The following is a 26,530-nucleotide window of genomic DNA, read 5'->3' as shown; positions in this document are numbered from 1 at the left end:
TGGGAAAACCCTGACAGAAAGGTTAATCTTGCGTCACCAGACACCGGGAGTATCGCCATGGCCATCAAACTCTATCAGTTCTGCATTTCGCACTATTCGGAGAAGGTCCGCTGGGCACTGGATTACAAGGGTATCCAGTATCAGCCGGTCAACCTGTTGCCCGGCCAGCATGTCAAAACCATCAAGAAGCTGACCGGGGCCGGCTCCTCGGTTCCGGTGCTGGACCACAACGGCGACATCATCCAGGGGTCCTCTGCGATCCTCGATCACCTGGATCAGGCCTTCCCGGAAAAACCGCTGACACCGGCAGATCCGGCTGCCCGTGAGGCTGCCCTGGCCTGGGAAAAACGCCTGGATGACGAAGCCGGCCCGGCGGTGCGCACCTGGGTCTACCACTACTTCCTGCAGCGCCCGAAGGTGGTGGTGCCGATGCTGACGGCAGGCACACCCTTCTACAACCGCATCCTCCTGAGCCTGGCTTTCAGCCGCGTGGATGAGGTGATGCGCAACTGGATGAAGATCAACCAGAAAACCGCAGACGCGGCGCAGGAGATCCTGGAACAGCTGATTACGGATCTGGCCGAAAGCTATCGCCAGCAGCCGTTCCTGGCCGGCGATAGCTTCTCACGGGCCGACATCACCGCTGGCTCACTGCTGGCGCCCCTGTTCCAGCCGCCGCAATACCCGGTGCCCTGGCCAAAGCCTGGCAAGACGCCCAAGCCGGTGCAGCAGTGGCTGGACCAGTGGCAGACCACGCTGGAGCCACTGGTGGACATGTACCGCCAGAACCGCTAATCCGCCGGAGCCCACACCATGCCCCATAAGCCTGTCCGTCAGCTGGTTGCTGCCCTGCTGCTCATGACCACCGTCAGCGTCAGCGCCGGCGAGGTCAGCCTGGGGGTGGCCGCCAACTTTACGGACACCACCCGCGAACTGATTCAGGCCTTCGAGGCCAGCACCGGGCACACCGCATCAGCCAGTTTTGGCTCAACCGGCAAGCTCTACGCCCAGATCCGTAACGGCGCCCCCTATCACGTGTTCATGGCGGCCGATGTTCAACGGCCGGAGCGCATCGAACAGGAAGGCGTGGGCGTGCCCGGCACCCGCTTTACCTACGCTCAGGGCAAACTGGTGCTCTGGAGCCCGGAACCGGAGACTTTTGATTCACCGCAGGATTACCTGGCAGATGGTGACTTCCAGCGCCTGGCCATTGCCAATCCGAAAACAGCCCCGTATGGCCTGGCGGCACAACAGGTGCTGCAGGCACTGGAGCTGTGGCAGCCGCTTCAGCCCAGACTGGTCCGTGGTGACTCCATCGCCCAGGCCTTCCAGTTTGTGGCAACCGGCAATGCCAAAGCCGGCTTTGTCGCCCTGTCCCAGGTGCGCGCCTGGCCGGAACAGGAAGGGCGAGCCTGGCAGGTGCCCCAGCGCCTTTACCAGCCGATAGAGCAGCAGGCCATTCTGTTACGCCAGGGCGAGGACAACGCCGCAGCCCGGGCCTGGCTGGGCTTTCTGCAGACCGAAACCGCCCGGGACATCATTCGCCGCTTCGGTTATGACATCCCGGACTGACCATGCTTGAAACCTACTGGGAGCCGGTCTGGCTGACCCTGCGCCTGGCGTCACTTACCACCCTGGTGCTGCTGTTCATTGCCACCCCCATGGCGTGGTGGCTGGCCCGAACCCGCCATTGGTCACGCCAGCCGATATCGGCGATAGTGGCCCTGCCTCTGGTGCTACCTCCCACAGTGCTGGGCTTTTATCTGCTGCTGGTGATGGGGCCGGAGGGCTGGATCGGCCAGCTGACCGAAAACCTGGGGCTGGGGCTATTGCCGTTCAGTTTCTGGGGACTGGTGGTGGCGTCGGTCGTCTATTCCCTGCCGTTTGCCGTGCATCCACTGCAGAATGCCTTTGGGGAGGTGCGGGAAAGCCTGCTCGAGGCGGCCGCCACCCTGGGCGCGTCACCGGCGGAAAGGTTCTGGCGGGTGGCACTGCCGCTGGCCCGTAACGGGTTTGTCAGTGCCGGTGTGTTGACCTTCGCCCACACGGTGGGCGAGTTCGGGGTCATCCTGATGATTGGCGGCAACATTCCGGGGGAAACGCGGGTGTTGTCCGTGGCCATTTATGACCACGTGGAATCGCTGGAATACGCCCAGGCCCACTGGCTGTCGGCCGGGCTGGTGGTGTTTTCCTTCCTGGTGCTGGTGACGCTCTATGCGCTCAATGGCCGCGCCCGCACCGGCATGATCCGCTAAGCCACCCTCAGCGGGTGCCGTGCACCACCATGGTCTTGCCCTTCACCTTGACCAATCCCTGATCTTCCAGGGTTTTCAACACCCGGCCGACCATCTCCCGGGAGCAGCCCACAATACGGCCGATTTCCTGACGGGTGATCTTGATCTGCATGCCATCAGGGTGGGTCATGGCATCCGGTTCCTTGCACAGGTCAAGCAGCGTGCGCGCCACACGGCCGGTGACATCCAGGAACGCCAGATCGCCCACCTTGCGCGTGGTCTGGCGCAGGCGGGAGGCCATCTGTTCACCGATAAAATAGAGCACCCGGGGGTCTTCCTGGGCAATCTCCCGGAACTTGGTGTAGCTGATTTCAGCCACTTCGCATTCTGTTTTCGCCCGCACCCAGGCACTGCGGGAATCCATGTTATCGAACAGGCCCATTTCGCCGAAGAAGGCCCCGGCGTTGAGGTAGGCCATGATCATCTCGCGACCTTCGTCATCCTCAATGATGACCGTCACAGATCCCTTGACGATGTAGAACAGTGAATCACTGCTGTCACCGGCGTAAATGATGGTGCTTTTGGCCGGATAGTGCCGACGGTGGCACTGGGAAAGAAAATAATCCAAGTGCTTGGTTTTCTGTTCAACCGGCTTAACGATAGTAGCCATGGTGCGGCGCGAGCCTCCTGAAAATGTGGCTTTTCCCTGGTTATTATTGTTTTTCTGTCGCTTTTCCCTACAAGTTTTGGGGAATTGTCAGATTAACATCCAGTTATAACAAGACGGTTAACTTTCGGCAACAAGCGCCCCCTGTTGTTGCGGGCTTATCCACACATTCCATGATGTTTTTCTGCTGCTGTAGCTGTAACCCGTCTGTGCTAGCATCGCGGGTATTTCACCATGGCAAGGTGCCATCACAGATACGCCTGACGGAGATCCCTAAATGCGAGCAACCATTGACTGGACAGGCAATGCCAGTTTCAAGGCCACCAGTGGCACGGGCCACAGCGTTCAGTTGGATGGACCGCCCGACCACGGCGGCGAAAACCTCGGCCCCCGGCCCATGGAACTGCTGCTGATGGGTGTTGGCGGCTGCTCCTCATTTGATGTGATGAGCATCCTGAAGAAGAGCCGCCAGGACGTCACCGCCTGCCATGCCGAGCTTGAAGCAGAACGGGCGGACGCCGTACCGGCGGTGTTTACAAAGATCCACCTGCACTTCGTGGTGACAGGCAACAACCTGAAAGAGAAGCAGGTCCAGCGGGCAGTCAGCCTGTCCGCAGAAAAGTACTGTTCCGCATCGATCATGCTCGACAGCGCAGGGGTGGACATCACCCACAGCTATGAAATCCGGGCGGCGGAATAAGGAGGCCGGATCATGGAAAGCAAACTTCAACTCCACGGTTTCAACAACCTGACCAAATCCCTGAGCTTCAACATCTACGATATCTGCTACGCGCAGACCGAAGAGCAGCGCGAGGCGTACATCGACTACATTGACGAGATGTACAACGCCGAGCGACTGACCCAGATTCTCACGGATGTGGTGAAGATCATCGGCGCCAACGTGCTGAACATCGCCCGCCAGGACTACGAGCCCCATGGCGCCTCGGTGACCATGCTGATCGCTGAGCACGAACTGACCGACGGCGAGGCCAACAACGAGGAATCGCCCGGCCCGCTACCGGACACCATCGTGGCCCATCTCGACAAGAGCCACGTGACCGTGCACACCTACCCGGAGAGCCACCCACACGATGGCGTGAGCACGTTCCGGGCGGATATCGATGTGTCCACCTGCGGGCTGATTTCGCCGCTGAAGGTACTGAACTACCTGATCCACAGCTTTGATTCCGATGTAGTGACCGTAGACTACCGGGTGCGAGGCTTTACCCGGGATGTGGACGGCACCAAGCACTACATTGATCATGATATCAACTCGATCCAGAACTATCTGACCGAGGACACCCGCAACGCCTACCAGACAATCGATGTGAACGTGTATCAGGAGAACCTGTTCCACACAAAGATGATGTTGAAAAACTTCGACCTGGATAACTACGTATTCGGGGTGAATGCCACCGACCTGGACCCAGCTGAGGCCCAGTCCATTGAAGACCGGCTACGCCGTGAGATGCTGGAGATTTTCTACTCCCGCAACGTGGAGTGATACCTCCGGGTGGCAGCTCCCGCTGCCGCCCTTCAGTTTTTTTGAATTGCCCCGCCAGAATTCTGCGTTTTCATCCTCTGCGTCACCCCGGTTTAATAACGGGTATAACCAAGACAGGAGGACGAAATGACGCTTCGTTCAATCACCCGCACCATCGCCGCCCAGGAAACCTCCGACGGCGCCGGTGTGCGCATCCGGCGCTCGCTGGGCAACAATCCCCATGCCCGCATGGACCCGTTCCTGATGCTGGATGAGTTCGGCTCGGACCAGCCCCAGGACTACATTGCCGGCTTCCCGCCACACCCTCACCGGGGCTTCGAGACCGTGACCTATATGATCGACGGTCACATGCTCCACGAGGATCACCTGGGTAACCGGGGAGATCTGCGCAGCGGGGGCGTGCAGTGGATGACCGCCGGCCGTGGCATCGTGCACTCCGAAATGCCCCAGCAGGAATCCGGCCTGATGCGCGGCTTCCAGCTCTGGCTGAACCTGCCAGCGGATGAAAAAATGAAACCGGCGGGCTACCGGGACATCCAGCCCGAGGACATTCCGGCGTTCCAGGTGGGCGATGCCAGTGTCCGCCTGATTGCCGGAGAACTGGACATCGAAGGCCAGACCCTCGCTGGCGCCGTCGTCGGCGGCACCACCCGGCCACTGTACGCGGACATCCATCTGGCGCCGGGTAGCGACATCATGCTGCCGGTAGACGAGGCACTCAGTGCCATGGTCTACCTTTACGAAGGCGATGCGCGGATTGTTACAGAAGACGAAGAGAAGCCCCTGACCCGGTCCGGAGCCAGCCTTCTCTCTGAGGGCGGGCAGGTGCACCTGAAAGCAGGAGACGATGGCGCCCGGCTGCTGCTGATTGCCGGCAAAGCGCTACGGGAACCGGTGGTGCAGTACGGCCCGTTCGTGATGAATACCCGCGAGGAAGTGGAACAGGCGCTGCGGGATTACCAGAGCGGCGCGCTCACGGCCTAGCCGAGGCTCTCCAGCAGTCTCGGCTTTTCAACCACGAAGCCCTGGGCATAGTCCACACCCAGCTGTTTGAGGGTATCGAGCACACTTCGGGATTCCACCTGGGCGGCAATGACTTCCCGCTTCATGTAATGGGCCATGTCCACCATGGAGCGAACCATTGCCTGGTCGTTCTGGTTCACGTCCAGGCGCGCGGTAAAGGCGCTGTCGATCTTGATCAGATCGACCGGCAGTGACCGCAGAAATTCGAACGATCCGGGACCGCTGCCGAAATTGGCCAGGCAGAACCGGCAGCCAATCTCCTGCATTTCCGCCATGAAATCCGCCACCGCCTGAACATCGTTGATGGCAGCAGCCTCGGTGAGTTCGAACCAGAGCCGCTCGATAGGCGCGTCTTTCTCGCTCAGCTTCTCGTAGATAAATTCCAGCAGGGACTGATCATTGAGCGAGTGCCCGGACAGGTTGATGCACACTCCCGCCACGCCAATGGCATCCGGCGCCCGGTCCCTGAGCCAGTCAAGCATGTGACCAACCACCCAGCGGTCCACTACCTGCATACGGTCATAACGCTCGGCCATGGTGACGAAATCCCGGCCGGAGATCATCTGGCCGCTGTCGTCGTACATGCTGATCAGGATTTCGTACTGGGCCGCCATGGAGGTCTGCGGGTGTAGAGGTATGATTTTCTGACAACGCAGCCGGATACGCTCGTCGTCCGGATTGTTCAGGCCGGCCACCCGGGCAGCGATCTGCTCCTGCCGGGACTGGTCTTCCTCATCCGGAACATAACGCTCAACCCGGCCCGGCCCGTTATTGCGGGCGATGGCCAGCGCCCGGTCGGATGCTCTCAGCCAGCGGCCGGCGCTGACCAGCGCAGGCAACTCCGGCACCAGCCCGACATTGGCCGACAACTGGTAGCTACGACCATTATGGGCGAAACCGGTGCCTTCTATCGCCTTGACGATATTCCGCGCCACCTGCTCGGCATCTTCTTCCGCCACCAGCATGGCGAACTCGGTGCCCGATATCCGGGCCACCGGCATGCCGTCGTTTACGTGCTGACACAGCATGTCCGCCACCTGCCGCAGGGCAGCGTCGCCACCCTCGTGCCCGGCGGTGTCATTGAGCAACTGGAATCCCCGCAAATCCAGATGCAGCAGGCTCCGGTGGTCCTCACGGCGGGTCAGTTGCTGGTCCACCATACGCTCGAATTCACGGCGGTTGAGCAGACGGGTCAGGTCATCGTGAGTCGACACCCAGGACAACTGATCGTAGACACTGCGAACCATCCGGTCGATGCTTTCATCCACCAGCGGCCGGTCATACTGGTTGTCCGGTACAATCACGCCCTTGCGCATCTGTCGGGCCAGGGCATCCAGTTCCAGTTCCACCACCCGCATGCCCTGGTGGTTCACGAAGACGAACCGGCCAAAGCCACGGGCAATCCAGACCAGACGGATATACTGCGGCGTTTCCGGATGGGTCTGGTCACGCAGCCAGTCCCCGGTGCGCAGTTGCTGGGCACGATTGATCCAGCGCTGGATGCTGCGCTGCTCGCGCTCGCTGACTTCCTTCGCATTCACCGTGTCCGGGCGACGCTCGGGCATTTGCACCAGATCCGGCGACCAGTCCGGCCGGCGCACCAGAAAACGCTTGAGTTCTTCGCGAATCTGGGACGATGGCAGGTGGTTACTGGAGATGGAGGCCAGGCCTTCCTGGATGGTGCGCAACAGCTCCGGCAGGTTGATGTTACCGTCCGGGTTGTCGGCAAATTCCAGCAGGGAGTCGATCACCGACAGGTAATCCTGCCACATCTGGCTGTCCGGGCCCTGGCGGATCCAGGTCAGTGACAGCAGATCCCGCCAGCCACCATCAAGCAGGCTGAGCACGGCGCGGGGCACACGACGGCCGGCCAGCCGGTCATCCAGTGCTTCCGACACCCGGGCCTTGGATTCCGAAACCTTTTGGGCGCCCTCGGCGGCCGCGGTTACCCGCTCGACATTGCGACGGTACACCAGGTTCTGGCGGTCAATCAGGGTGTCCAGTTCGCTCACGGTCTGCTCAAAGATACCCACATCCTGCTCGAACTCCGAGGCGATCCGGTGCACCAGTTCGTCCACGCGCCGCTGGACCACCGGATTAAGCCGGCCTCCTTTCACTCCCAGCTGGGCCAGGCGGTTCATCACCCCCCTGACAGGGCTGCCCTGGTCCTCGAAAAATGCGGGGCCGCGCATCACCACTTTCAGCACCGGCACTTCCAGCTGGCGCAGCCGGCTCTGCCCGTATTCACCCAGTTTCGGGCTTTCCACCACGCTCTTGAAGAAGCGGTCCACGACGTCCAGTGTTTCCTGCTCGTCGTCCCCCAGACGGGCATCATCGGCGTTATCGCGGATCTTGCTGACCACCCGCTCCCGTAGCGAGGCAGGAGACTCGGTTTCCCCCGGCCCCTGAATCTGAAGTTCCTGAAGCTGGCGCTGAAGCTCGCCGCTGGATAACGGTCGGGCATTGACCGGGAAAGGCTCAGGATCCCGCTGGCCACGGCTGAGGCGATCGGCCTGCAGGCTGCCCAGCAGGTTGCGCACGGTGGCAAAGGCCGTCTGTGCGGCCCGGGAATGCCCGGCAAACTCCCGGGAGGGCAATCCACGGCGGTAAGAGTCGGGCTTTAAAGGGGGCACCGGCGGAGCATCGGCTGCTTCTGTGGGTACCAAACGAGGCTCTGGCTCCTTCGGGGCAGTCGCCTCAGGCTCCAGCGGCGAAGCGGGCGGGGCCGTTTTTTTTCGGGCCTGGGTACTCAGATAGCGCGACAGATCCAGGTCCGGCAACACACCCTGGCGTATCAACAGATCATTGAGCTCCTGGTAGAGCGGACCCAGGTTTTTCAGGACGGTCTGTTCGAAGGTTTTCAGGCAGACCTTCTCCACCTCCCGGGAGAGTTTGAGCTGAGCCAGGGCCCGGTGAAAGGACTCACAGACCAGAGCCGGCCCCAGCGGATTATGATGTCCCGTGCGGTTGGCGATACCCAGCTTGTCGAGCCGGAGTTTCAGTTGCATCAGATCACCCCGGTACAGGGTGTCCGCCCGGGTGACCATCACTCGAACCGCCAGCCAGTCCTCGAATTCGTTCTTGTCCACCACTGAAAGACTGGCGTCCGGCGTCTCGTGGGATTCCGGTTTGAGGGGGGATTCGAGACTTTTGGCCATCTGGTGCCAGATCATCCGGTGCCGGCTCTGCATGATGCCCGAAGCGTCAATGTACTCATTGGCCAGCTGATCGCTGGTGGCAGCCTGGGCGGCCTGCCTCAGGGCCTCGGTCACCTGGCTACAGCAGGTGGCCAGCAGGGGTTCGATATGACGGATAATCGCCCGGGCCGACTGGTGCAGGACAAACTGCACCTGTTCATTGGGCGCCTTGAGTGCGGAACGCTCCTGGTCACCGTCACTGCCGCACATCTCGAGCATGTCTTCCAGGGCCTGGAGATTGGGACGGGTCAGCTGGACGCCCATGGCGCCATCAATACGGCGAACCGGCGCCACGTGCAGATCATGGCGGCGATGACCATCCGCGCTGCGGAAGCGGACAATCAGCTCGTTCGGAGCCTGCAGGTGGAACAGATGATCCAGCTTGCCAGAGGTTTCACCGGAATAGCGGACGAACAGACCTTCGGCACAAAAATCCGCGATCTGACACGGCAGCGGCGTATCGCCGCCAATGTGGATCTGGGCGGCCAGTTTGATCGGCTGTCGCTGACTGGTACGGCGTTCTCTGGGATCCATCCTGCCTCGTTCGGTTTACAGGTTTTTGAAAAAAACCTTGGAGTTACGCTGGGTGTTATAGGATGCCAGTTTGGGACCGGGCAGGTCCTTGACCTCGCCCACCTGAAAGCCACGCTCAAGGAACCAGTGCTCCGTCTGGGTGGTCAACGCAAACAGTTTTGTCAGACCAAGCCCTCGGGCCATTTTCTCGATCATGGCCAGTAGTTCGTCACCCCGCCCTGCGCGACGGTACTCCGGATTGACCGCAAAGCAGGACAGTTCCCCTGCACTCTCGTCCTGGTAGTGATAGAGCGCGGCGCAGCCCACGATCGTGCCGTCCCGCTCCACCACCACAAAACGGTCCACTTCGGTTTCCAGCATTTCCCGGGATCGTCTGACCAATATACCCTGTTCTTCCAGTGGCTGGATCAGTTCCAGAATGCCGCCGATGTCTTCCACCCGGGCCTGACGGATCTGCTCGTAATTGTCGCCGCTGACCAGTGTGCCCGAGCCATCCCGGGTAAACAGCTCTTCCAGCAGGGCACCGTCTTCGGCATAGCTGATGATGTGGGCCCGGCGCACGCCTTTGACACAGGCGTCACAGGCGGCTTGCAGCAGGGCGGCGTCATGGCCGGTCACCATGTTGCCATGAAGCCGTTCGGAAGCCTGGCGCGCCGACAACTCGCGGATCAGGGCGCCATCTTCCTCCAGCAGGCCTTCATCATCAATGAACACAATCAGCTTCTCAGCCTGCAGGGCAGCGGCAACCTGACTGCCCACGTCTTCATAGGACAGGTTGAAGGCATCGCCGGTCGGCGAGTAGCCCATCGGTGGCAGCAGCACGATGTGCCCCATCTCCAGCAACTGTTCGATACCCCGGGAGTCCACCCGGCGTACCCGACCGGTGTATCCGAAATCCGTTCCGTCCAGAACCCCGACCGGCCGCGCCATGACATAGTTGCCACTGCTCACCCGGATACGGGCGTTGTGCATGGGGGAGTTGACCAATCCCATGGACATCTGACTTTCAATATAGCCCCTGAGCCCACCAATGGCCTCCATGACCAACGGCAGATGATGATCCGGGGTGACTCTCAGCCCCCGCGAGAAGCTGGATTCCAGTCCGGCATCATCAAGACGTGACTGGATCTGCGGTCGCGCACCGAACGCCACCACCAGTCGGATGCCCAGGCTGGCCAGCAGGGTAATGTCGTGGATGATGTTGATGAAGTTCCGGTGCTCAATGGCATCCCCGGGCAGGGTCAGCACCACCGTACGCCCGCGATGGGCGTTGATGTAGGGTGATGAGTGCCTGAATCCGTGCAGCCAGTCATTTGATTTCAAGACTCTTTTCCTTCAAGACAGAACGCTTTGATTAACCCTTTAAGGATATCGACCGTGGGCTGTAACTGCGAGAGTTCCAGGTATTCGTCCGGCTGATGGGCCTGGTCGATAGAGCCCGGCCCCATTACCAGGGTCTCCAGCCCGAGTATCTGCAGCCAGGGCGCTTCGGTGGCAAACGCCACCGACTGGGCAGGCTGGCCGGTCAGCTTTTCGCAGGCTTTAACCAGCGCCGCATCCGCCGGCGTTTCGAACGGTGGAACGCCATCAAACAGCGGCTCGAACGTCAGCTTGAGCTCCCGCCGCTGCGCCAGAGGTCTCATCCGGTCCAGGATCGTCTGGCGCAGGGTGTCCATGTTCATTCCCGGCAACGGGCGCAGGTCGAAATGCAGCTCGCACTGGGCACAGATCCGGTTGGGATTGTCTCCACCGTGGATGCAGCCGAGATTCATGGTGGGTACCTGGACCCGGAAACCGGGGTTGCGGTAAGCCTCCTGCCACTGGCTGCGCAGCGACAGCAACTCGCCCATGGCCTCGTGCATGCCTTCCAGGGCATTGCGGCCCAGCGCCGGGTCCGAGGAATGGCCAGACTGGCCCTCGAACTTCAGGCGTTCCATCATGATGCCCTTGTGCATGCGCACCGGCTTGAGGCTGGTAGGCTCACCGATCACCGCATAACGGGCTTTGGGCTTGCCGGCCTCGGCCAGGGCCCGGGCGCCGTTCATGGAACTTTCCTCATCGGCGGTGGCCAGAATGATCAGCGGCTGTGCCAGTGGCTGATCGACGAATTCCCGGGCGGCCTCGATGGCCAGGGCGAAAAAGCCTTTCATGTCGCAGGTGCCCAGGCCATACCAGCGATTGTCTCTCTCGGTCAGGGTGAACGGATCACTCTGCCAGCGCTGGTCGTCAAAGGGGACTGTGTCGGTATGCCCGGACAGCACCAAGCCTCCGGAGCCACTGCCGAGCGTGGCAATCAGATTGTACTTGCCGGACATGCCCGGCACTTCAAGAATCTCAATGGCAAAGCCCAGTGCCTCCAGCCACTGGGCCAGAGTGTGCACGACACTCTCGTTACTGTGATCCCAGTCCGGTGAGGCACTGCTGATCGACGGCTGTGAAATCAGCCGGGCCAGCATCTCGCGGATACCCGGTACCTGGTCCGCGCTGTCCGTCCCTTTTGCCATAACAACCTCCTGCCGGTCGGTCAGTTCTGTTGGCCACGGCGCCAGACCTCAAACCGGGTGATGGCCCGGATCAGGATGGGATAGGCCACTTCGCCACCGGCCACGGTCCTGGCGACTTCGAATTCACGCTCACCCACGCTGACCAGACGCCCCTCGACTTCATTACCGTTCGACAGCAGCACCCGGACCTGACGGTTAATCCAGTCGTCGGCGTTCCCAACGGCTTCCGGATACCACTGCCGGCCCTGTGGTTGCTCCTGTGCGCCATCCTCGGGTAAAGCCGCCGAGGTGGTCGGGGCCGGCTGCGCGGGTTCTTCCACCGGCATCAGGTAAACATCCGGCACCTCGGCACCATTGTATCGAACCGGCCAGCTGTCGGTGGCGTCATCTTCGGCCCGCACAGGTATCCCCGGCAGGTCGACACCGGAGGCCAGTTGCAGGGTCAGTTCGCCACCATCCATCAGCCAGGTCCGGTACAGCGCCATCAGCTGTGGACTGCCACGATAGCCTCGGGCCGCCAGCGCCTGAGCCAGAAACTCCAGCGACTGATCGCCCCAGTCCTCCAGTGACAGCCCGGTTTCCCGGGCACAGTATCCGGAAAGCCGCCGCATCAGTCCGGCGTCCCGAAGCTGAATGTCGAGAGCAGGCGACTCGTTGCTCCAGAGGGTATCCAGGCTCTGTGGCCCCACACGGGTGTCTTGCCAGTGCAGCTCCAGGCTGCCAGTGGTGCCGGTGTTGATCTCGGCAACGAGTCCCGCCGGCGACTGGGTAACCATAAGGTCGCCGGTGATGTCGGTGATGCCCATCCGGATCAGATCGCCGCTGCCCAGACGCTGTCTGAGGTCCGGGCCACAGGGCAGCACCACCAGGGGAACACTGGCTTCATCAGACGGATCGCCGGCATCCACCCAGTTGCGGAACATGGCCGGCTCCAGGGTCAGGCGAAGGTCCGTCGCCGACACACGCCAGGTCTCCGGCAGATGGGAGGGATCGGCCAGCGCACTGATCAGGCTGACCGGCGAACCGGCGTCAAATTCCAGGGTCCCGATATCCAGGGGCGGGGTTAACCGAAAGTCCTGCCAGAGCGCATGCTTCAGCGTGACCCGCCCATCCACGGAGGAATGAATGCCGCCCCTTTCCAGCACGCCAAACTCGGACAGCGCCCGGCGGGCCTCCGCCATGCGCTGGTCCGTCAGCCACCAGACGCCCGCCTTGAAAACGGCAAACAGCACCAGTGCCGCAATGATCAGAAATGACAGCAGGCGTTTCATTCCTTGTCCCCCGCTCCGGTCAGAATCAGTTCCTTGAAATCAGGGTGCCAACCCCTTCGTCAGTAAAGATTTCCAGCAGGCAGGCGTGGGCCACCCGCCCATCAATGATATGGGAGGTGCGCACACCGTTCTCCACCGCGTTCAGGGCGCAGCGGATCTTCGGCAGCATGCCGCCATGGATGGTGCCATCCTCAATCAGCTCATTGACCTGTTGCGCCGTCAGCCCGGTGAGCACCTTGCCATTGCCATCCTGCAGGCCGGACACGTTGGTCAGCAGGATCAGCTTCTCGGCTTTCAGGGCCTCGGCCACCTTGCCGGCCACCAGGTCCGCGTTGATGTTGTACGAGGCGCCATCCGGCCCAACGCCGATGGGAGCAATCACCGGGATCACGTTGCTCTGGGTGAGCATGTTGATCACATCCACATTGACACTGGCCACTTCACCCACGTGCCCGATGTCGATGATCTCCGGCTTTTCCATCTCCGCAGAACGGCTTTCCACTTCAAGTTTGCGGGCGCGGATCAGGCTCGCATCCTTGCCGGTCAGGCCCACGGCGGTGCCGCCATGGGAGTTGATCATGGAGACGATTTCCTTGTTGACCTGGCCGCCCAGCACCATTTCCACCACATCCATGGTCTGGGAATCGGTTACCCGCATACCATTGACGAAGCGGGACTCGATATTCAGACGCTTCAGCAGCTCACCAATCTGGGGCCCGCCACCATGAACCACAATCGGGTTGATACCGACCAGTTTCATCAGCACCACATCCCGGGCGAAGCTGTTTTTCAGGTCTTCGTTTTCCATGGCATTGCCGCCGTACTTGATGACAACGGTCTTGCCTGTAAAACGTTGTATATAGGGCAGGCCCCGGCTCAGTACCGAGGCCACCTGCATTGCTGTCTCACGATCCAGCGCCATGGTGTTGTGTTGATCCTTGCTGTCAGAAAAGTTCAATGTCAGAAATCCGCGACCAGGTCCGGCGCGGCTTTTTGCAGTTGCTCCCGGAACACGGCTTTGATGCGCTCCAGGGCCGCGTCGCTCTCCGCCTCGAAGCGCAGTACCAGAACCGGGGTGGTGTTCGAGGCACGGCACAGGCCCCAGCCGTCGGTGTAGTCCACACGGATGCCGTCAATGGTACTGATATTGCCCTCGCCAAAGTCACCCTGCTGGGCAAGGCGGTCAATGATGGCGAACTTGTCGCTCTCCGTCACGTCCACATTCAGCTCAGGGGTACTGATGTCTTCCGGGAAATCGGCAAAGACATCGTCGCTATCACGGTCTTCGATACCCAGTATCTCCAGCAGGCGGGCGGCGGTATACAGGCCGTCATCGAAGCCATACCAGCGTTCGCTGAAGAACACGTGACCGCTCATTTCGCCGGCCAGCAGGGCGCCGGTTTCCTTCATCTTGGCTTTCATCAGGGAGTGGCCGGTTTTCCACATGATGGGCCGACCGCCCGCTTCGGAGACGACGCCCGCCAGGCGGCGGCTGCATTTCACGTCGTAGATGACGTCGGCACCCGGATTCCGGGACACTACATCCCGGGCAAAGAGCATCAGCAGGCGGTCCGGCCAGATGATCTTGCCGCTGTTGGTCACCACGCCCAGGCGGTCGCCGTCGCCGTCGAAGGCCAGCCCGATGTCGGCGCCGGTTTCCTGCACCTTGGCGATCAGGTCCTGCAGGTTGTCGGGTTTGCCCGGGTCCGGGTGGTGATTGGGAAAGTCACCGTCCACCTCACAATACAGGGGTGTGACTTCGCACCCGAGTTCCTCAATCAGCATGGGCCCCAGCTCGCCCGCAATGCCGTTGCCGGCATCCACCACCACGCGCAGCGGAGCCGCCACCGCGATATCCCCGACAATCCGGTCCAGATAGGCTCGCCGGACATCTTCCCGGGACTCGCTGCCCTGTCCCTGGCTGAAATCGCCGGTCTGGATGCGCTGATAGAGTTTCTGGATGGCCTCACCAGACAGCGTCTCGCCGCCCAGCATGATTTTAAGCCCGTTGTAGTTGGCCGGGTTGTGGCTGCCAGTGACCATGACGCCGGAGCCGGTCGCCAGATGATGGGTCGCAAAGTACAGCACCGGCGTGGGTACCGCCCCAATGTGAATGACATCGCAGCCCGCGGCCATCACGCCCCGCGCCAGGGCTTCGGACAGTTCCGGACTGGAGTGCCGGCCATCATAGCCAATACACAGGGACGCCACACCGCGCTGCACGGCCTCGGAGCCAATGGCCCGGCCGACGGTTTCGACAACCTCCGGCGACAGCGTCTGGCCGACGATGCCCCGGATGTCATAGGCACGGAAGATCTCGGGGGACACCTCAACGGCGGGCACTTCGACTTCCGCCACTTCGGGAATGTCTTCGTCGAACAGGGCCTCACCGGAGCCGCCAAACCCGAGCACATCCTCGTCACCGTCCAGCATGTCGATGTCGGGCACCTCTTTATCCTGGAACAGCGGTTCTTCCTCTTCCTGTGGCGCAGCGGCTTTCGCCTTGCCTGCCGCAGGGCGCGGCCTGGCGCTTTCCGACGCCTTGGCAATCCGTTTATCCACGACCTGGGACAACCGGTGCAGCACCTCGCCGGTGGACGCCACCATGTCCCACTTGAGAGTCGGCATCTTCACCCGCTCACCACCAAACACCTTGTGGGCCCACTGGATCAGGGTGGCAACATCCTGGCGAATACCACGCTGGGCTGACGACAGCAGCAACCAGATGAGAATGGCAGCGACCAGTACGGGGACGGCAACGACAATCGCGACCATGACCAGATTGACCACCGGCTCGGGGCCGGCAGCAGTCCGGTAGGACACCGACCAGTCGGGATTGAGCAGTGTCCGGGTTTCCGCCGTGCCATTGCCGGAACCGGCAGCAACCACCGTCCTTGAGGTACCGGCGACCGTCTGGATCAGCTCCAGCTTACCGACACTGCCCGCCTGGGCGACCAGGAAGGGGCGCAGGGTCGAGGCCTCAAACACCGCCAGCACGGTGCCGGCCAGTTCGCCACCGGGCTGCGCAACACGGGCTGCAAACTGCAGATACCAGCGGTTATCCCGGGGGAAGGCATCCGGCAACAGGGGCTGGCCGTTCTGGGCGCGGCGTGCCAGTTCCAGGCCGGCAAAGCCAAGCAGACCGTCATTGTCTGCTGTGCGGGGAATATCGTTCTCCGGGAAGACAAACACAGCCTGGGCATTGGGCAGGGCAGTCTCCAGATGCCGGGCCAGTTCATCGGAACCTGCTCTGTTGCCAAGGCCCTCAGCGATGAAGGGCTGGTTGGCCACCGCCTGAACCCGCTTCTGCTGTTCGGACAGGTACTGGTTCAGTTGCTGCCTGGCGCTTTCCACCTGCTGCACGCGCGCCTGCTCAAGCGCTGACCTGGCAGAAGGCTGGAGAACCAGGAACTGCAGCAGGGCAACCACAGCCGCGCCAGCCAGCAATACCACGAAGGCCTGGGTAACGGCGACGGAGCCCAGACGTTTCTGGCTACCGGGGCCATCCGCGCCCTTCGCTTTCTTGTTCCGCTTCCCGGGCTTTGCTTCCTCCGCTGAAGGATCCTGCTTCTTTTTACCGAACTTCATAGTGCATCCCGCCTGTTTTCCTTCCCGGACCGACATTTACACGGAATTATAGACACAGGCCGTGCAAACTGCCGCTCGTCGTGTCACACCCGGCAGTTACTGCCGGCCGGTGGAGCCAAAGCCACCCTCGCCCCGGTCACTGTCCGTAAACTCCGTGACCAGCTCGAAATCGGCCTGGACCACCGGCACCAGAACCAGTTGGGCGATCCGTTCACCCACGTCAACGGTAAACTCGGTGCTGCCCCGGTTCCAGCAGGACACCATCAGCTCGCCCTGGTAATCCGAGTCGATCAGCCCCACCAGATTGCCCAGAACAATGCCGTGCTTGTGGCCAAGGCCACTGCGCGGCAGGATCATAGCCGCCAGAGCCGGATCGGCGATGTGGATCGACAGGCCCGTGGGAATCAACTGGGTTTCCCCGGGGCGCAGAGTCAGGGGTTCTGCCAGGCAGGCCCGCAAATCGAGTCCGGCTGAGCCGTCGGTGGCGTATTCCGGGAATGGGATGGCGGTGCCGATCCGGTCGTCGAGAATTTTTACCTGCAGTTTTCTTTTGCTCATTGGGTTCATGCCCTGTCGTTCTGTTCCGCCATCAGCACCACCAGACGGTCGGCAATGGCCTGTTTGCTGTCCGGCCCGATGCTCTCCTGGCCCTCGGGCCAGAACACCGTGACCGCGTTATCGTCACTGTTGAAACCGAGCCCGGCGACGGAGACGTCATTGGCCACGATCATGTTCAGCTTCTTGCGATGCATCTTGTCGGTGGCGTACCGGGCAACATCGCTGGTTTCCGCCGCAAAGCCCACGGTAAAGGGCGCGTCCTCACGACCGGCAATGGTGGCCAGGATGTCGGGGTTGCGCACCAGTGGCAGCGCCATGGTCTCGCTGGTCTTCTTGATTTTGTCTCCGGCGCGGTTCTCCGGGCGGTAATCCGCCACCGCAGCGGTGGCAACGAACAGATCGCAGCCTTCAGCCACCGCCTTCTCCGAGGCTGCCAGCATCTCGCTGGCCGTCTGCACCGGGCGGACCTCCACGTTATCCGGCGCTGTCAGCGACACCGGGCCGCTGATCAGCACAACCCGCGCGCCAGCACGCTCCGCAGCCCGGGCAATGGCATAACCCATCTTGCCTGAACTGTGGTTGGAGATGTAGCGCACCGGGTCAATGGCCTCCCGGGTCGGGCCTGCCGTAATAACCACCCGTTTACCCGCCAGTGGCCTTGAAGCCGGCTCGGCCTCCGAGTCCAGAATAAGCCCGGCCAGCACCTGCGGCTCCAGCATCCGCCCCGGCCCGACATCGCCACACGCCTGATCGCCCTGGTCCGGGCCCCAGACCGAGATCTGCGGGTCGTCCTGCAGCAGGGACAGGTTGCGTCGGGTACGATGGTTTTTCCACATGGCCTGGTTCATCGCCGGCGCTATGGCAATCGGTGCTTCGGTGGCGCAGCAGACGGTGGTCAACAGGTCGTCGGCCATGCCCTGGGCCAACCGGGCCATGAAATCCGCGGACGCTGGCGCAACGACCACCTGATCCGCCCATTTCGCCAGTTCGATATGGCCCATGCCGGCTTCGGCCTCCGGGTCCAGCAGAGAGGTCCTTACCGGCTCACCACTGAGGGCCTGAAAGGTCATGGCGGTCACAAAGGCTTCGGCGCCCCGGGTCATCACAACCCGCACTTCGCAGCCAGCCTTTTTCAGTTGTCGCACCAGTTCTGCACTTTTGTAGGCGGCAATGCCACCGGTAATTCCCAGCAGTATGCGTCTGGCAGCCATGGGCTCCCCATCCAGTCGGTCAGTAGAAGAAATAAAGGAGTTACAAGATAGCATGTTGGGCGTTGCCAGGCAGCCTGCTATCCGCGCCGCGTTTACCGCCTTCGCGGTTTGCAGTAACCTCTGGAGACGCGATCTTCCAGGCACAGGACGGCCTGGACCAACTCCTTCACTTTCTCTGCAGGGAAGCAAGCATGAATGACTCTCACTGGCCCAGCGAGGAGCGCCCCCGCGAGCGGCTTCTGGCCCATGGCCCCGAAGCGCTCTCAGACCCCGAACTGCTCGCTATTTTTCTGCGCACGGGCACCGCAGGCATGCCGGTCATGGATCTGGCCCGGCACCTGATTCAGGAATTTTCCGGCCTGCGAGGGCTGATGAGCGCCTCCCGGCGCCAGTTCTGTCAGGTTCACGGGCTGGGCACCGCCAAATACGCCCAGGTCCAGGCGGCCATGGAGATGGCCAGGCGGGTCATGGACGAACCCCTGCGCCAGGGTGACCCCCTGCGCTCACCCGAGGATACCCGCCGCTTTCTGACCAGTCGTCTCGGCACCTACCCCCATGAGGTGTTCGCCGGCCTGTTCCTGGACAACCGCCACCGGGTGATTCGTTACCGGGAACTGTTCCGGGGTACCATTGACGGCGCTGCTGTCTATCCCCGGGAAGTGGTGCGCCAGGCGCTGGAAGAAAACGCAGCAGCAGTCATTTTTGCCCACAATCATCCTTCGGGTGTCGCGGAGCCCAGCCCGGCCGATGTTTCCCTGACCCGGCGACTGAAGGAAGCCCTGGGCCTGGTCGATATCAGGGTTCTTGACCATATGGTGATCGGGCATGGTGAGGTAATATCGCTCGCCGAACGGGGTTTGATGTAAACAGGCACCGGAATGCTGGCCAAATTCCCAACAATTTTTTGCGTTGGGGGGCCAGTTCTGGTATAAAAGCGTCCCTTTCTGGCGGCGTCTGGCAGGCAGCGTTCCGTTCAAAGGCGCGAACAGGGAGCAAATAACCGGCTCCCGGCAACCAGAGACGCATTAAAAACGAATTCGTATTGATTGAGACCACTGCTCAGGTCGGAGGCAAGTATGTCCAGAGTTTGTCAGGTTACCGGAAAGCGTCCGGTTACCGGTAACAACGTTTCCCACGCGATGAACCACACTCGTCGCCGTTTTCTGCCGAATCTGCAGAACCACCGTTTCTGGGTTGAATCCGAGAAGCGTTTCGTGAAGCTGCGCGTTTCCACCAAGGGCATGCGCATCATCGACAAAAAAGGCATTGACGCTGTGCTGGCCGATCTTCGTGCCCGCGGCGAGAAAGTATAAGGAGCCGCATCATGCGCGAGAAAATCAAGCTGGTATCCTCAGCAGGCACTGGTCACTTCTACACGACCAAGAAAAACAAGCGTAACACTCCGGAAAAAATCGCTATGAAAAAGTACGATCCGGTTGTACGCAAGCACGTTGAGTACAAGGAAGCCAAGATCAAGTAATTGATTCGAGGCGACAAAAAAACCCGGCCAGTGGCCGGGTTTTTTTATGCCTGATCAGCAGGCCCGAAGGCCCGCATCAACCTAACGACTGGCCCCCTCAGTGGGCACCAGCGCCTTGGTCAGATCCAGCATGGACAGACGACCCACCGTCTCGCCATCACGGACGACACGATAGACAAGACTGACATCGCCTTCGGATTTGGCCAGCACACTTTCAAGGTTGTCATTCTCAACCACCTCTCCGGCGTACTCGTCATCCGACCTGGCCTCTGTCATGACCGAGCGCACCCGCAGGACCCGGGCCCGGTTGATGTCGCTGACAAAGTCCACGATGTAGGGATCGTTCGGGTTCAGCAGGATATCCTGGGGATCCCCCTGCTGCACCACCTCCCCTTCCTTGAGGATCACCAGATGGTCCGCCAGTTTCAGGGCTTCATCCAGGTCGTGAGTGATAAACACAATGGTCTTGTGAAGCTCTTCCTGAAGCTCCAGCAGCAGATCCTGCATATCCGAGCGGATCAATGGATCCAGGGCAGAGAATGCCTCATCCATCAACATGATCGGCGCATTGGACACCAGCGCACGGGCAATACCCACGCGCTGTTGCATACCGCCGGACAACTGATGCGGATACTGCTCCTCGTTGCCTTCCAGTCCAACCCGGGCGAGCCATTTACGGGCTTCATCCTCGTAGTCTTTCTGGGTCTGGCCACCGATTTCCCAGGACAGACCGGCATTTTCCACCACGGTCTTGTGGGGCAGCAGCGCAAACTTCTGGAACACCATGGACATGGTGGTTCGGCGAAGCTTGCGCAGGGTTTCCTCACTGAAGTTCAGGATATCCTTGCCGTCGACCCGCACCTCACCGGAGGTGGGGTCAATCAGACGGTTCAGGTGACGGATCAGCGTGGACTTGCCCGAACCGGACAGGCCCATGATCACGGTGATCTCACCCTCGTGGATATCCACATTGATGTCCCGGAGCCCCAGGACATGGTTCTGCTGTTCAAGCAGTTCGGGCTTGGTCATGCCTCGCTGGACGTACTCCAACGCCACATCCGGCTCCGGGCCGAATATCTTGTACAGGTTTCGGATCGATATCTTGACGTTTTTAGCCACTGGCTACCTCACTGTTTCTGGGCCGCATTCACCCGGGCCAGGGAGGCCTTGGTGACACGGTCAAGAATCACGGCAAGAAGGACGATGCCCAGACCGGACACCAGACCCACACCCAGTTCCAGGTTACGGATACCACGCAGCACCAGGACGCCGAGACCGGGCGCCGAGACCAGCGAGGCGATCACGACCATGGCCAGACTCATCATGATGGTCTGGTTCACACCAGCCATGATGTTGGGCAGGGCCAGCGGAATCTGAACCTTGAACAGTTTCTGACGAGGGGTCATGCCAAAGGCATCCGCCGCCTCAATCACTTCCTTATCCACCAGCCGTATGCCCAGGTCGGTCAATCGCACCACCGGCACGATGGCATAGAGGATAATGGCGATGCCGTACAGCTTGGATTCGGTCACGCTGAACAGGAAGATCAGCGGAATCAGGTACACGAACGGCGGCAGTGTCTGGAGCATGTCCAGCACCGGTATGGCCGATCGTTGCAGCCAGTCACTGCGGGCCATGGCAATCCCTATGGGCACGCCCAGAAGCACACAGAGGAAGGCGCAGACAAAGATAATGGCCAGTGTCTGCATGGCGTAATCGTAGTGATCGATAAACGCCAGGGAGCCAATGGCAATGGCAACAAACGCCACCAATTTCCAGGAGCGGCTCACCAGAAAGACGATGGCCAGCATAATCGGGATCACCAGCCACCAGGGTGTATTCAGCATGGCGTAGAGGGCGCCATCAAGCCCCCAGCTCAGGGGCTGGGTAATCGGATCCAGAACCAGGCTCAGACTGTCCTTGATATTGAGAAAGCCATCTTCCAATCCCTTGGTCAGTTCCCTGGATTTGGGAAAAGCAGCACAGGATTCATTGAGTGCGTCCATGGACGGAAACGGCAGGTCCCAGAGGGACTCCTCCTGCGCTTCGTCGCCCTTGCTCTTGGCCAGCAGATCGGCCATGGACATGGGCGCGCCACTCTTACCCTGGCCACACCACTCCTCCAATCCCAGGGAGGAGAATAACCAGTCATACGTTGCCATCGATATGCCTTTTGCGTTGCGCTATCGGAAAGACGGGACAGTGTCGGGATCACCCACCCGGCCGAGGGGATGGCCGGGTGGGTGAGGCAGGCCTATCAGTTGTTGAGAACCTTGCTCAGGCGACCACGGGCGTCGTCGCTGAGCCAGGAGGACCATTCGTCACCGTAGTTGCTCAGGAAGTAAACAGCCGCTTCCTCGGCGGTGGCGTTGTTTTTGTCCATCCACGCCAGCAGGGAACTCATGGTGGAGGTTTCGAAGCTCAGGTGGCTCAGCATTTCAGCCACTTCCGGCTCGCGATCCTTGAAGTCGGTGGTCACGGACGTCAGGACGGTAGCAGCCGGGAATTCAGATACCCCCGGGTTTTCCGCATCCTGGGTCTGGTTACGCTTGTGGACTTCCGGCTTGTATTCACCGAGCTCGACGCGGGTCATGTCGAATTTACCCAGCGGCACGGTCGGGCCCCAGTAGTAGCCGAACCAGGGTTCTTCGCTCTGGACCGCAGACGCCATGGAGGACGCCAGTGTCTCACCAGAGCCGTGGTTGAAGACTTCGATGCCGGATGCTTCCAGATCCAGCGCTTCAATCAGGTTGTCACTGACCACACGACAGCCCCAGCCGTCCGGGCAGTTGTTGAAGCGGGCGTCAACCAGCTCGGGGTTTTCCATGATGCCTTCAATGGTGGTCAGTTCCGGATGTTCTTCGGCCAGGTAGGTCGGGATCCACCAGCCTTCAACACCGCCCGGACGCAGCACTTTGGTCAGGCGCTCGATCTTGCCCTGCTCTTCCAGGCGCAGATAGGCCTCACCGGCGGAGTTCAGCCACAGCTCGGTCACGATGTCCGGCTCACCGTTTTCGGCAACGGAGGTCACCGCCGGCACGGTGTCGGATGGAACCACGGTCACGTCACAGCCGTAGCCCTGCTCCATGATGAATTTGGCAACGCTGGTTACCACGGTGTTGGACGCCCAGTTCATCTCGGTGATTGAGACCTCGCCACAATTGGCACTGGCAACCCCTGGAATCGTTAGGGTGCAAAGCAATGTGGCAGACGCAAGTTTACGCATGGGTTACTCTCCTTTCCGGTTTGATATATATCTGGCGTTATGATTCGAACCAGTAATTCAGGTGTACGGAGGGTAGGCCGAAATGGCCCATCGACCGTCAGCCTGAGGGGGGAGGCCTAGACCAGGAAGGCCGTAGGAGCTCGGTATGTAATAAATCAGAATGTAGATCCATAGACCTCTAAGGATAGGACGCTCAGCAAAAGTTACAAGTCTTTCAAGCAAAAAACTGTCTTTGGCGTATCCATGTCAGGCCAGTCAGGCGGATCAGAAGGTTTCCAGATAGCCCTTGGGCAGAGCCACATCCATGGCAATGGGCAGATGGTCAGAGACCGGATAGCTGACGACTTCCGAGCGGCGGATTTCCAGGGAGGGACTGACCAGAATGTGATCCAGGGCTTTGCCGGGCCGCCAGCTGGGGAAGCTGTGAGCAGAAGCAGGAAGAGGGACAAGATCGGTTTCTTTCAGGGGAGTTTCATTCAGCAACTGGTCGGCATGGGCATTCATATCGCCCATCAGGACTACGTGCCGGTAGTCAGAGATCAGTTCCCGGATAAAGCCGAGCTGCCGCTGCTGCGCCGCCTTGCTCAGCGACAGATGCATCAGCACCAGCACCAGCGGATCGTCCTCAGCGCCATAACGGGCAATGATGGCCCCTCGCCCGGGAATCAGCCCCGGCAACCGGTGCTCGGTCACATCCAGAGGCCGGAACCGGCTCAGCAGTCCATTGCTGTGCTGAGCGATCTGGCCCAGATTCCGGTTCAGTTGCTGATACCAGTAGGGAATACCCGCTGCCTCAGCCAGATACTGCACCTGGTTGATGTAACCGCTACGCAGGCTACCACCGTCACACTCCTGAAGCGCCACCACGTCGTACTGACTGAGCAGCCCGGCAATGCGGTCCAGGGTGTCAAACCGTCGCCGGTGAGGCAGCAGGTGCTGCCAGCTTCGGGTCAGATAATGATGGTAAGACGACGTGTTGATGCCCACCTGGATATTGAAGGTAAGCAGACGGATGTGGCGATGTGGCTCGAAGTCAGGGACGTGATCACTGCCCGAGCAGCCCCCCCGGCGGCGTTCCCCCGGGTTGATGATCCCATCCAGCCGACTCCGGATGCGCTTATACATAATCAGGCCTTTGTATTTTACCGGGGGCCGCGTCGGCATGCCCGGCCAGGCCGGGCCGTTTATTCTCCGGCTGCATTGTGCTCCTGCTCAGCCAGGTACCCGACCACTTCCAGCATCTGTTCATGACTACCCGCCATGGATGCGGTAACAACATACTTGCCATTCACCAGCATAGTCGGTGTTCCGGTCACCCGCGCACCACGAATCTTGGACTGGGCCTGCTGAACCTTGGCGCGCACACCAAAGCTCTTGTAGTTCTTGATGAACTGTTCACGATCGACACCATAACCTTCGACGAAATCCCCCAGGGACTCAGCATCGTTCAGCGGGCGGTGCTCACCGGCCAGGGCATCGAACAGGGCATCGTGGACCTTGTCCAGCTCACCCATCGCCTGCAGCGCATAGAAAGCATAGGCATGGGGCTCCCAGCTGCGACCCAGGGCTGCCGGCAGGCGAACATAGTTAACATAGTCCGGCGCGCTTTCTTCCCACGCTTCCGCCAGCGGCTTCAGGTTGTAGCAGTGCGGACAGCCATACCAGAAGATCTCGGCCACTTCGACACCGGTATCGGATTCCGTATGGAGAGGATTGTCCAGAGTCCGGTAATGGGTACCTTCCTGCCAGGACTGGGCGCTAACCGTTGCAGCAAACAGTGAAAAGACGAGCGTGGCTGCATAACCAAAGGCTCTGAACATCGACAATCTCCGAGGAAAAATGGAATTTAGCCGATTATGACTTACCAGAGCGAGGGAGTGCCACCGCCTGACCCAAGGGAATGGTTACGGATAGGTAAACAAAAAAACCCGCCGAAGCGGGTTTTTCAGCGACCGTCGAGACGCCCTCAGTGCAGACCAGAGACGTAGTTTGCAACCGCCTCGATTTCTGTGTCCGTCAGCTTGGAGGCCACATCCATCATGATGGACGCATTGTTGCCGCTGGTGCGCTCGCCGGCACGGTAGGCTTTGAGCTGGTTAATCACGTACTGGGCATTCTGACCACCCAGGCGCGGATAACCGGCAGGCTCGTTGCCTTTACCCTGCGGGTTATGACAACCGGCACAGGCGGGAACGCCAGAGGCCATGTTGCCGCCACGATACAGGGCAGCACCCTGATCAACCAGTTCCGGATCGGCCTGGTTAACCACCATTTCCTGGCTGCTGAAATAAGCGGCCAGGTTCTGCAGATCCTGATCGGACATGGCATCCAGCAGACCGGTCATTTCCGGGATGGCCCGCTCCCCGGACTTGATGTTCCGGAGCTGGCTGTACAGGTAGGTTTCGCCCACACCGGACAGCTTGGGATAGTTGCCCATGATCGGCTTGGCACCGCCCTGGCCGTGACAGCTGGTACAAACCGCTGCCTTCTGTTCACCCGCATTCGGATCTCCAGCCCCGTGAGCCATCGCTGTAAGGCCTACTCCGAGAACAACTCCTGCGATCAGTCTTTTCATGCTCGCTCCGCTTCTCTCATCTTCGAATCTAGAAAATGTTCTTTATTCTGCAGCCGGCAGGCACTGACCCGATCAGGCTCAAAACCGGGGCTGACAGCGGCAACGCAAAGCGCGCCGCCGGAAATTGGTGTAGCATTATACATTAATCATCGATAACTGAAATCCAAAGGAATACCAACCGTCGTGGACCCTGATCTGACTCAAAAAAGCCTTTCGTTCAACAGTGCCCGATTCCTGATCAGCGCCTCCCGACTGGACGAGTGCCCAACCGATGCCGGCGCCGAAGTGGCGTTTGCCGGGCGCTCCAATGCGGGCAAATCCAGTGCGCTGAATACCATTACGGCCAATGGCAAACTGGCCCGCACCAGTAAAACCCCCGGCCGCACCCGCCTGATCAACTTTTTCAGCCTCAACCGGGACAACTGCCGACTGGTGGACCTGCCCGGTTATGGCTATGCCCGTGTGTCCCGCGACATGAAGGATGACTGGCAACAGCACCTTGGGCAATATCTGATCGAAAGACGCTGTCTTAGGGGACTGGTACTGGTCATGGATATCCGTCATCCGCTGACCGATTTTGACCAGATGATGGTGGAGTGGTGTGAACACAACGATCTGCCCCTGATGATCCTGGCCACCAAGGCCGACAAGCTTAAATATGGCAAGGCCAAGACCAGCATGCTGGGCATCGCCAAGGCGCTGAAAGATCATCGCTGCGTTCAGCACCTGATCATGTTTTCAGCCACCTCCGGGCGGGGTGTCGAGGAATGTCGTCAGGCCCTGACCGACTGGCTTGAGGCGCCGGAAGACGTCGATTCTGCGGAGTGACAAAAAGCCGGCCTGTACAGGACAGGCCGGAGAATCGTCAGGGTTTGCGACGTGCTCGGTGATTCCCGGATTTCGTGAATCACCAACCTGAGTACTCACTCAGGAGACGCTGGGGATGTCCGGTTTCCCT

General features: G+C 60.5%; 25 protein-coding genes. 10 read left to right on the top strand and 15 right to left on the bottom strand.

All coding sequences use genetic code 11. From position 1 onward, the window contains the following. Window positions 1–57 precede the first annotated feature (57 nt). The 3 genes from HNR38_RS01050 to modB are packed head-to-tail and all read left to right on the top strand — an operon-like array spanning window position 58 to window position 2,255. A complete protein-coding gene (locus tag HNR38_RS01050; RefSeq protein ID WP_183698885.1) occupies window positions 58–795 on the top strand; it encodes a glutathione S-transferase family protein in 738 nt (245 codons plus the stop codon). Window positions 796–813: 18 nt separating this feature from the next. Then, a complete protein-coding gene (modA, locus tag HNR38_RS01045) occupies window positions 814–1,572 on the top strand; it encodes a molybdate ABC transporter substrate-binding protein (protein ID WP_183698883.1) in 759 nt (252 codons plus the stop codon). A gap of 2 nt (window positions 1,573–1,574) precedes the next feature. Further along, window positions 1,575–2,255: a molybdate ABC transporter permease subunit gene (gene modB / locus HNR38_RS01040; RefSeq protein WP_183698881.1), complete on the top strand. Its 681-nt coding sequence runs from the start codon at window positions 1,575–1,577 to the stop codon at window positions 2,253–2,255. A gap of 7 nt (window positions 2,256–2,262) precedes the next feature. Here modB and crp read toward each other — a convergent pair whose 3' ends face one another. After that, window positions 2,263–2,904 carry a cAMP-activated global transcriptional regulator CRP gene (crp, locus tag HNR38_RS01035; protein ID WP_183698879.1) on the bottom strand — a complete coding sequence of 214 codons (642 nt, stop codon included), beginning with the start codon at window positions 2,902–2,904 and terminating at the stop codon, window positions 2,263–2,265. 274 nt (window positions 2,905–3,178) lie between these two features. Here crp and HNR38_RS01030 point away from each other — a divergent pair, with 274 nt between their 5' ends. From HNR38_RS01030 to HNR38_RS01020, 3 genes are all read left to right on the top strand, one after another. Continuing rightward, window positions 3,179–3,601: an OsmC family protein gene (locus HNR38_RS01030; protein WP_183698877.1), complete on the top strand. Its 423-nt coding sequence runs from the start codon at window positions 3,179–3,181 to the stop codon at window positions 3,599–3,601. Between the two features lie 12 nt (window positions 3,602–3,613). Further along, complete coding sequence (gene speD, locus HNR38_RS01025) at window positions 3,614–4,405, top strand: adenosylmethionine decarboxylase (RefSeq protein ID WP_183698875.1); 792 nt, start codon at window positions 3,614–3,616, stop codon at window positions 4,403–4,405. A 126-nt stretch (window positions 4,406–4,531) separates the two neighbouring features. Then, on the top strand, window positions 4,532–5,389 hold the full coding sequence (locus tag HNR38_RS01020) for a pirin family protein (protein WP_183698873.1): 858 nt from the start codon (window positions 4,532–4,534) through the stop codon (window positions 5,387–5,389). Here the strand turns inward: HNR38_RS01020 and HNR38_RS01015 are convergent. The 8 genes from HNR38_RS01015 to coaBC all read right to left on the bottom strand — a co-directional run bounded on the left by HNR38_RS01015 (window position 5,386) and on the right by coaBC (window position 18,291). Further along, window positions 5,386–9,159 carry a DUF1631 family protein gene (locus tag HNR38_RS01015; protein ID WP_183698871.1) on the bottom strand — a complete coding sequence of 1,258 codons (3,774 nt, stop codon included), beginning with the start codon at window positions 9,157–9,159 and terminating at the stop codon, window positions 5,386–5,388. The genes HNR38_RS01020 and HNR38_RS01015 overlap by 4 nt on opposite strands. A 15-nt stretch (window positions 9,160–9,174) precedes the next feature. Further along, window positions 9,175–10,482, bottom strand: coding sequence for an amino-acid N-acetyltransferase (gene argA, locus HNR38_RS01010; protein ID WP_183698869.1), 1,308 nt, complete (start codon window positions 10,480–10,482; stop codon window positions 9,175–9,177). After that, window positions 10,479–11,663 (bottom strand): acetylornithine deacetylase, encoded by a 1,185-nt coding sequence (gene argE, locus HNR38_RS01005; RefSeq protein ID WP_183698867.1) that lies wholly within the window; start codon window positions 11,661–11,663, stop codon window positions 10,479–10,481. Before argE ends, argA begins: the two co-directional genes overlap by 4 nt. A gap of 20 nt (window positions 11,664–11,683) precedes the next feature. Continuing rightward, window positions 11,684–12,934 carry an acetylornithine deacetylase gene (locus tag HNR38_RS01000; protein ID WP_183698865.1) on the bottom strand — a complete coding sequence of 417 codons (1,251 nt, stop codon included), beginning with the start codon at window positions 12,932–12,934 and terminating at the stop codon, window positions 11,684–11,686. A gap of 25 nt (window positions 12,935–12,959) precedes the next feature. Continuing rightward, window positions 12,960–13,856, bottom strand: coding sequence for an acetylglutamate kinase (gene argB / locus HNR38_RS00995; protein WP_183699691.1), 897 nt, complete (start codon window positions 13,854–13,856; stop codon window positions 12,960–12,962). Between the two features lie 38 nt (window positions 13,857–13,894). Next, window positions 13,895–16,522, bottom strand: coding sequence for a phosphomannomutase/phosphoglucomutase (locus tag HNR38_RS17460; protein WP_183698863.1), 2,628 nt, complete (start codon window positions 16,520–16,522; stop codon window positions 13,895–13,897). A gap of 96 nt (window positions 16,523–16,618) precedes the next feature. After that, window positions 16,619–17,080 (bottom strand): dUTP diphosphatase, encoded by a 462-nt coding sequence (gene dut, locus HNR38_RS00985; protein WP_183698861.1) that lies wholly within the window; start codon window positions 17,078–17,080, stop codon window positions 16,619–16,621. 5 nt (window positions 17,081–17,085) lie between these two features. Next, window positions 17,086–18,291: a bifunctional phosphopantothenoylcysteine decarboxylase/phosphopantothenate--cysteine ligase CoaBC gene (coaBC, locus tag HNR38_RS00980; protein ID WP_183698859.1), complete on the bottom strand. Its 1,206-nt coding sequence runs from the start codon at window positions 18,289–18,291 to the stop codon at window positions 17,086–17,088. 191 nt (window positions 18,292–18,482) lie between these two features. Here coaBC and radC point away from each other — a divergent pair, with 191 nt between their 5' ends. From radC to rpmG, 3 genes are all read left to right on the top strand, one after another. Next, complete coding sequence (gene radC, locus HNR38_RS00975; RefSeq protein ID WP_183698857.1) at window positions 18,483–19,157, top strand: RadC family protein; 675 nt, start codon at window positions 18,483–18,485, stop codon at window positions 19,155–19,157. A 210-nt stretch (window positions 19,158–19,367) separates the two neighbouring features. After that, window positions 19,368–19,604 (top strand): 50S ribosomal protein L28, encoded by a 237-nt coding sequence (gene rpmB, locus HNR38_RS00970; protein ID WP_011786975.1) that lies wholly within the window; start codon window positions 19,368–19,370, stop codon window positions 19,602–19,604. A gap of 11 nt (window positions 19,605–19,615) precedes the next feature. Next, a complete protein-coding gene (rpmG, locus tag HNR38_RS00965) occupies window positions 19,616–19,771 on the top strand; it encodes a 50S ribosomal protein L33 (protein WP_091701227.1) in 156 nt (51 codons plus the stop codon). Between the two features lie 81 nt (window positions 19,772–19,852). On the opposite strand, the gene HNR38_RS00960 is transcribed toward rpmG, so the two are convergent. The 6 genes from HNR38_RS00960 to HNR38_RS00935 all read right to left on the bottom strand — a co-directional run bounded on the left by HNR38_RS00960 (window position 19,853) and on the right by HNR38_RS00935 (window position 25,572). Continuing rightward, entirely contained in the window at window positions 19,853–20,890 is a 1,038-nt protein-coding gene (locus HNR38_RS00960; RefSeq protein WP_183698855.1) for a betaine/proline/choline family ABC transporter ATP-binding protein, read from the bottom strand. 8 nt (window positions 20,891–20,898) lie between these two features. Further along, window positions 20,899–21,933, bottom strand: a complete 1,035-nt coding sequence (locus HNR38_RS00955) for an ABC transporter permease (protein WP_183698853.1) — start codon at window positions 21,931–21,933, stop codon at window positions 20,899–20,901. A gap of 95 nt (window positions 21,934–22,028) precedes the next feature. After that, window positions 22,029–22,997, bottom strand: a complete 969-nt coding sequence (locus tag HNR38_RS00950; RefSeq protein ID WP_183698851.1) for an ABC transporter substrate-binding protein — start codon at window positions 22,995–22,997, stop codon at window positions 22,029–22,031. A gap of 264 nt (window positions 22,998–23,261) precedes the next feature. Continuing rightward, window positions 23,262–24,122, bottom strand: a complete 861-nt coding sequence (locus HNR38_RS00945; protein ID WP_183698849.1) for an endonuclease/exonuclease/phosphatase family protein — start codon at window positions 24,120–24,122, stop codon at window positions 23,262–23,264. Between the two features lie 59 nt (window positions 24,123–24,181). Next, a complete protein-coding gene (locus HNR38_RS00940; protein ID WP_183698847.1) occupies window positions 24,182–24,817 on the bottom strand; it encodes a thiol:disulfide interchange protein DsbA/DsbL in 636 nt (211 codons plus the stop codon). 146 nt (window positions 24,818–24,963) lie between these two features. Next, entirely contained in the window at window positions 24,964–25,572 is a 609-nt protein-coding gene (locus HNR38_RS00935; RefSeq protein WP_183698845.1) for a c-type cytochrome, read from the bottom strand. Between the two features lie 183 nt (window positions 25,573–25,755). On the opposite strand from HNR38_RS00935, the gene yihA reads away from it, so the two are divergent. Next, window positions 25,756–26,400 carry a ribosome biogenesis GTP-binding protein YihA/YsxC gene (yihA, locus tag HNR38_RS00930; protein WP_183698843.1) on the top strand — a complete coding sequence of 215 codons (645 nt, stop codon included), beginning with the start codon at window positions 25,756–25,758 and terminating at the stop codon, window positions 26,398–26,400. The last annotated feature ends 130 nt before the right edge of the window (window positions 26,401–26,530 follow it).

The organism is Marinobacter oulmenensis (assembly GCF_014201735.1).
GTDB classification, from domain to species: domain Bacteria; phylum Pseudomonadota; class Gammaproteobacteria; order Pseudomonadales; family Oleiphilaceae; genus Marinobacter; species Marinobacter oulmenensis.
The sequence above is the reverse complement of the archived record's forward strand: the minus strand, read 5'-3'. Positions and strand labels throughout refer to the sequence as shown.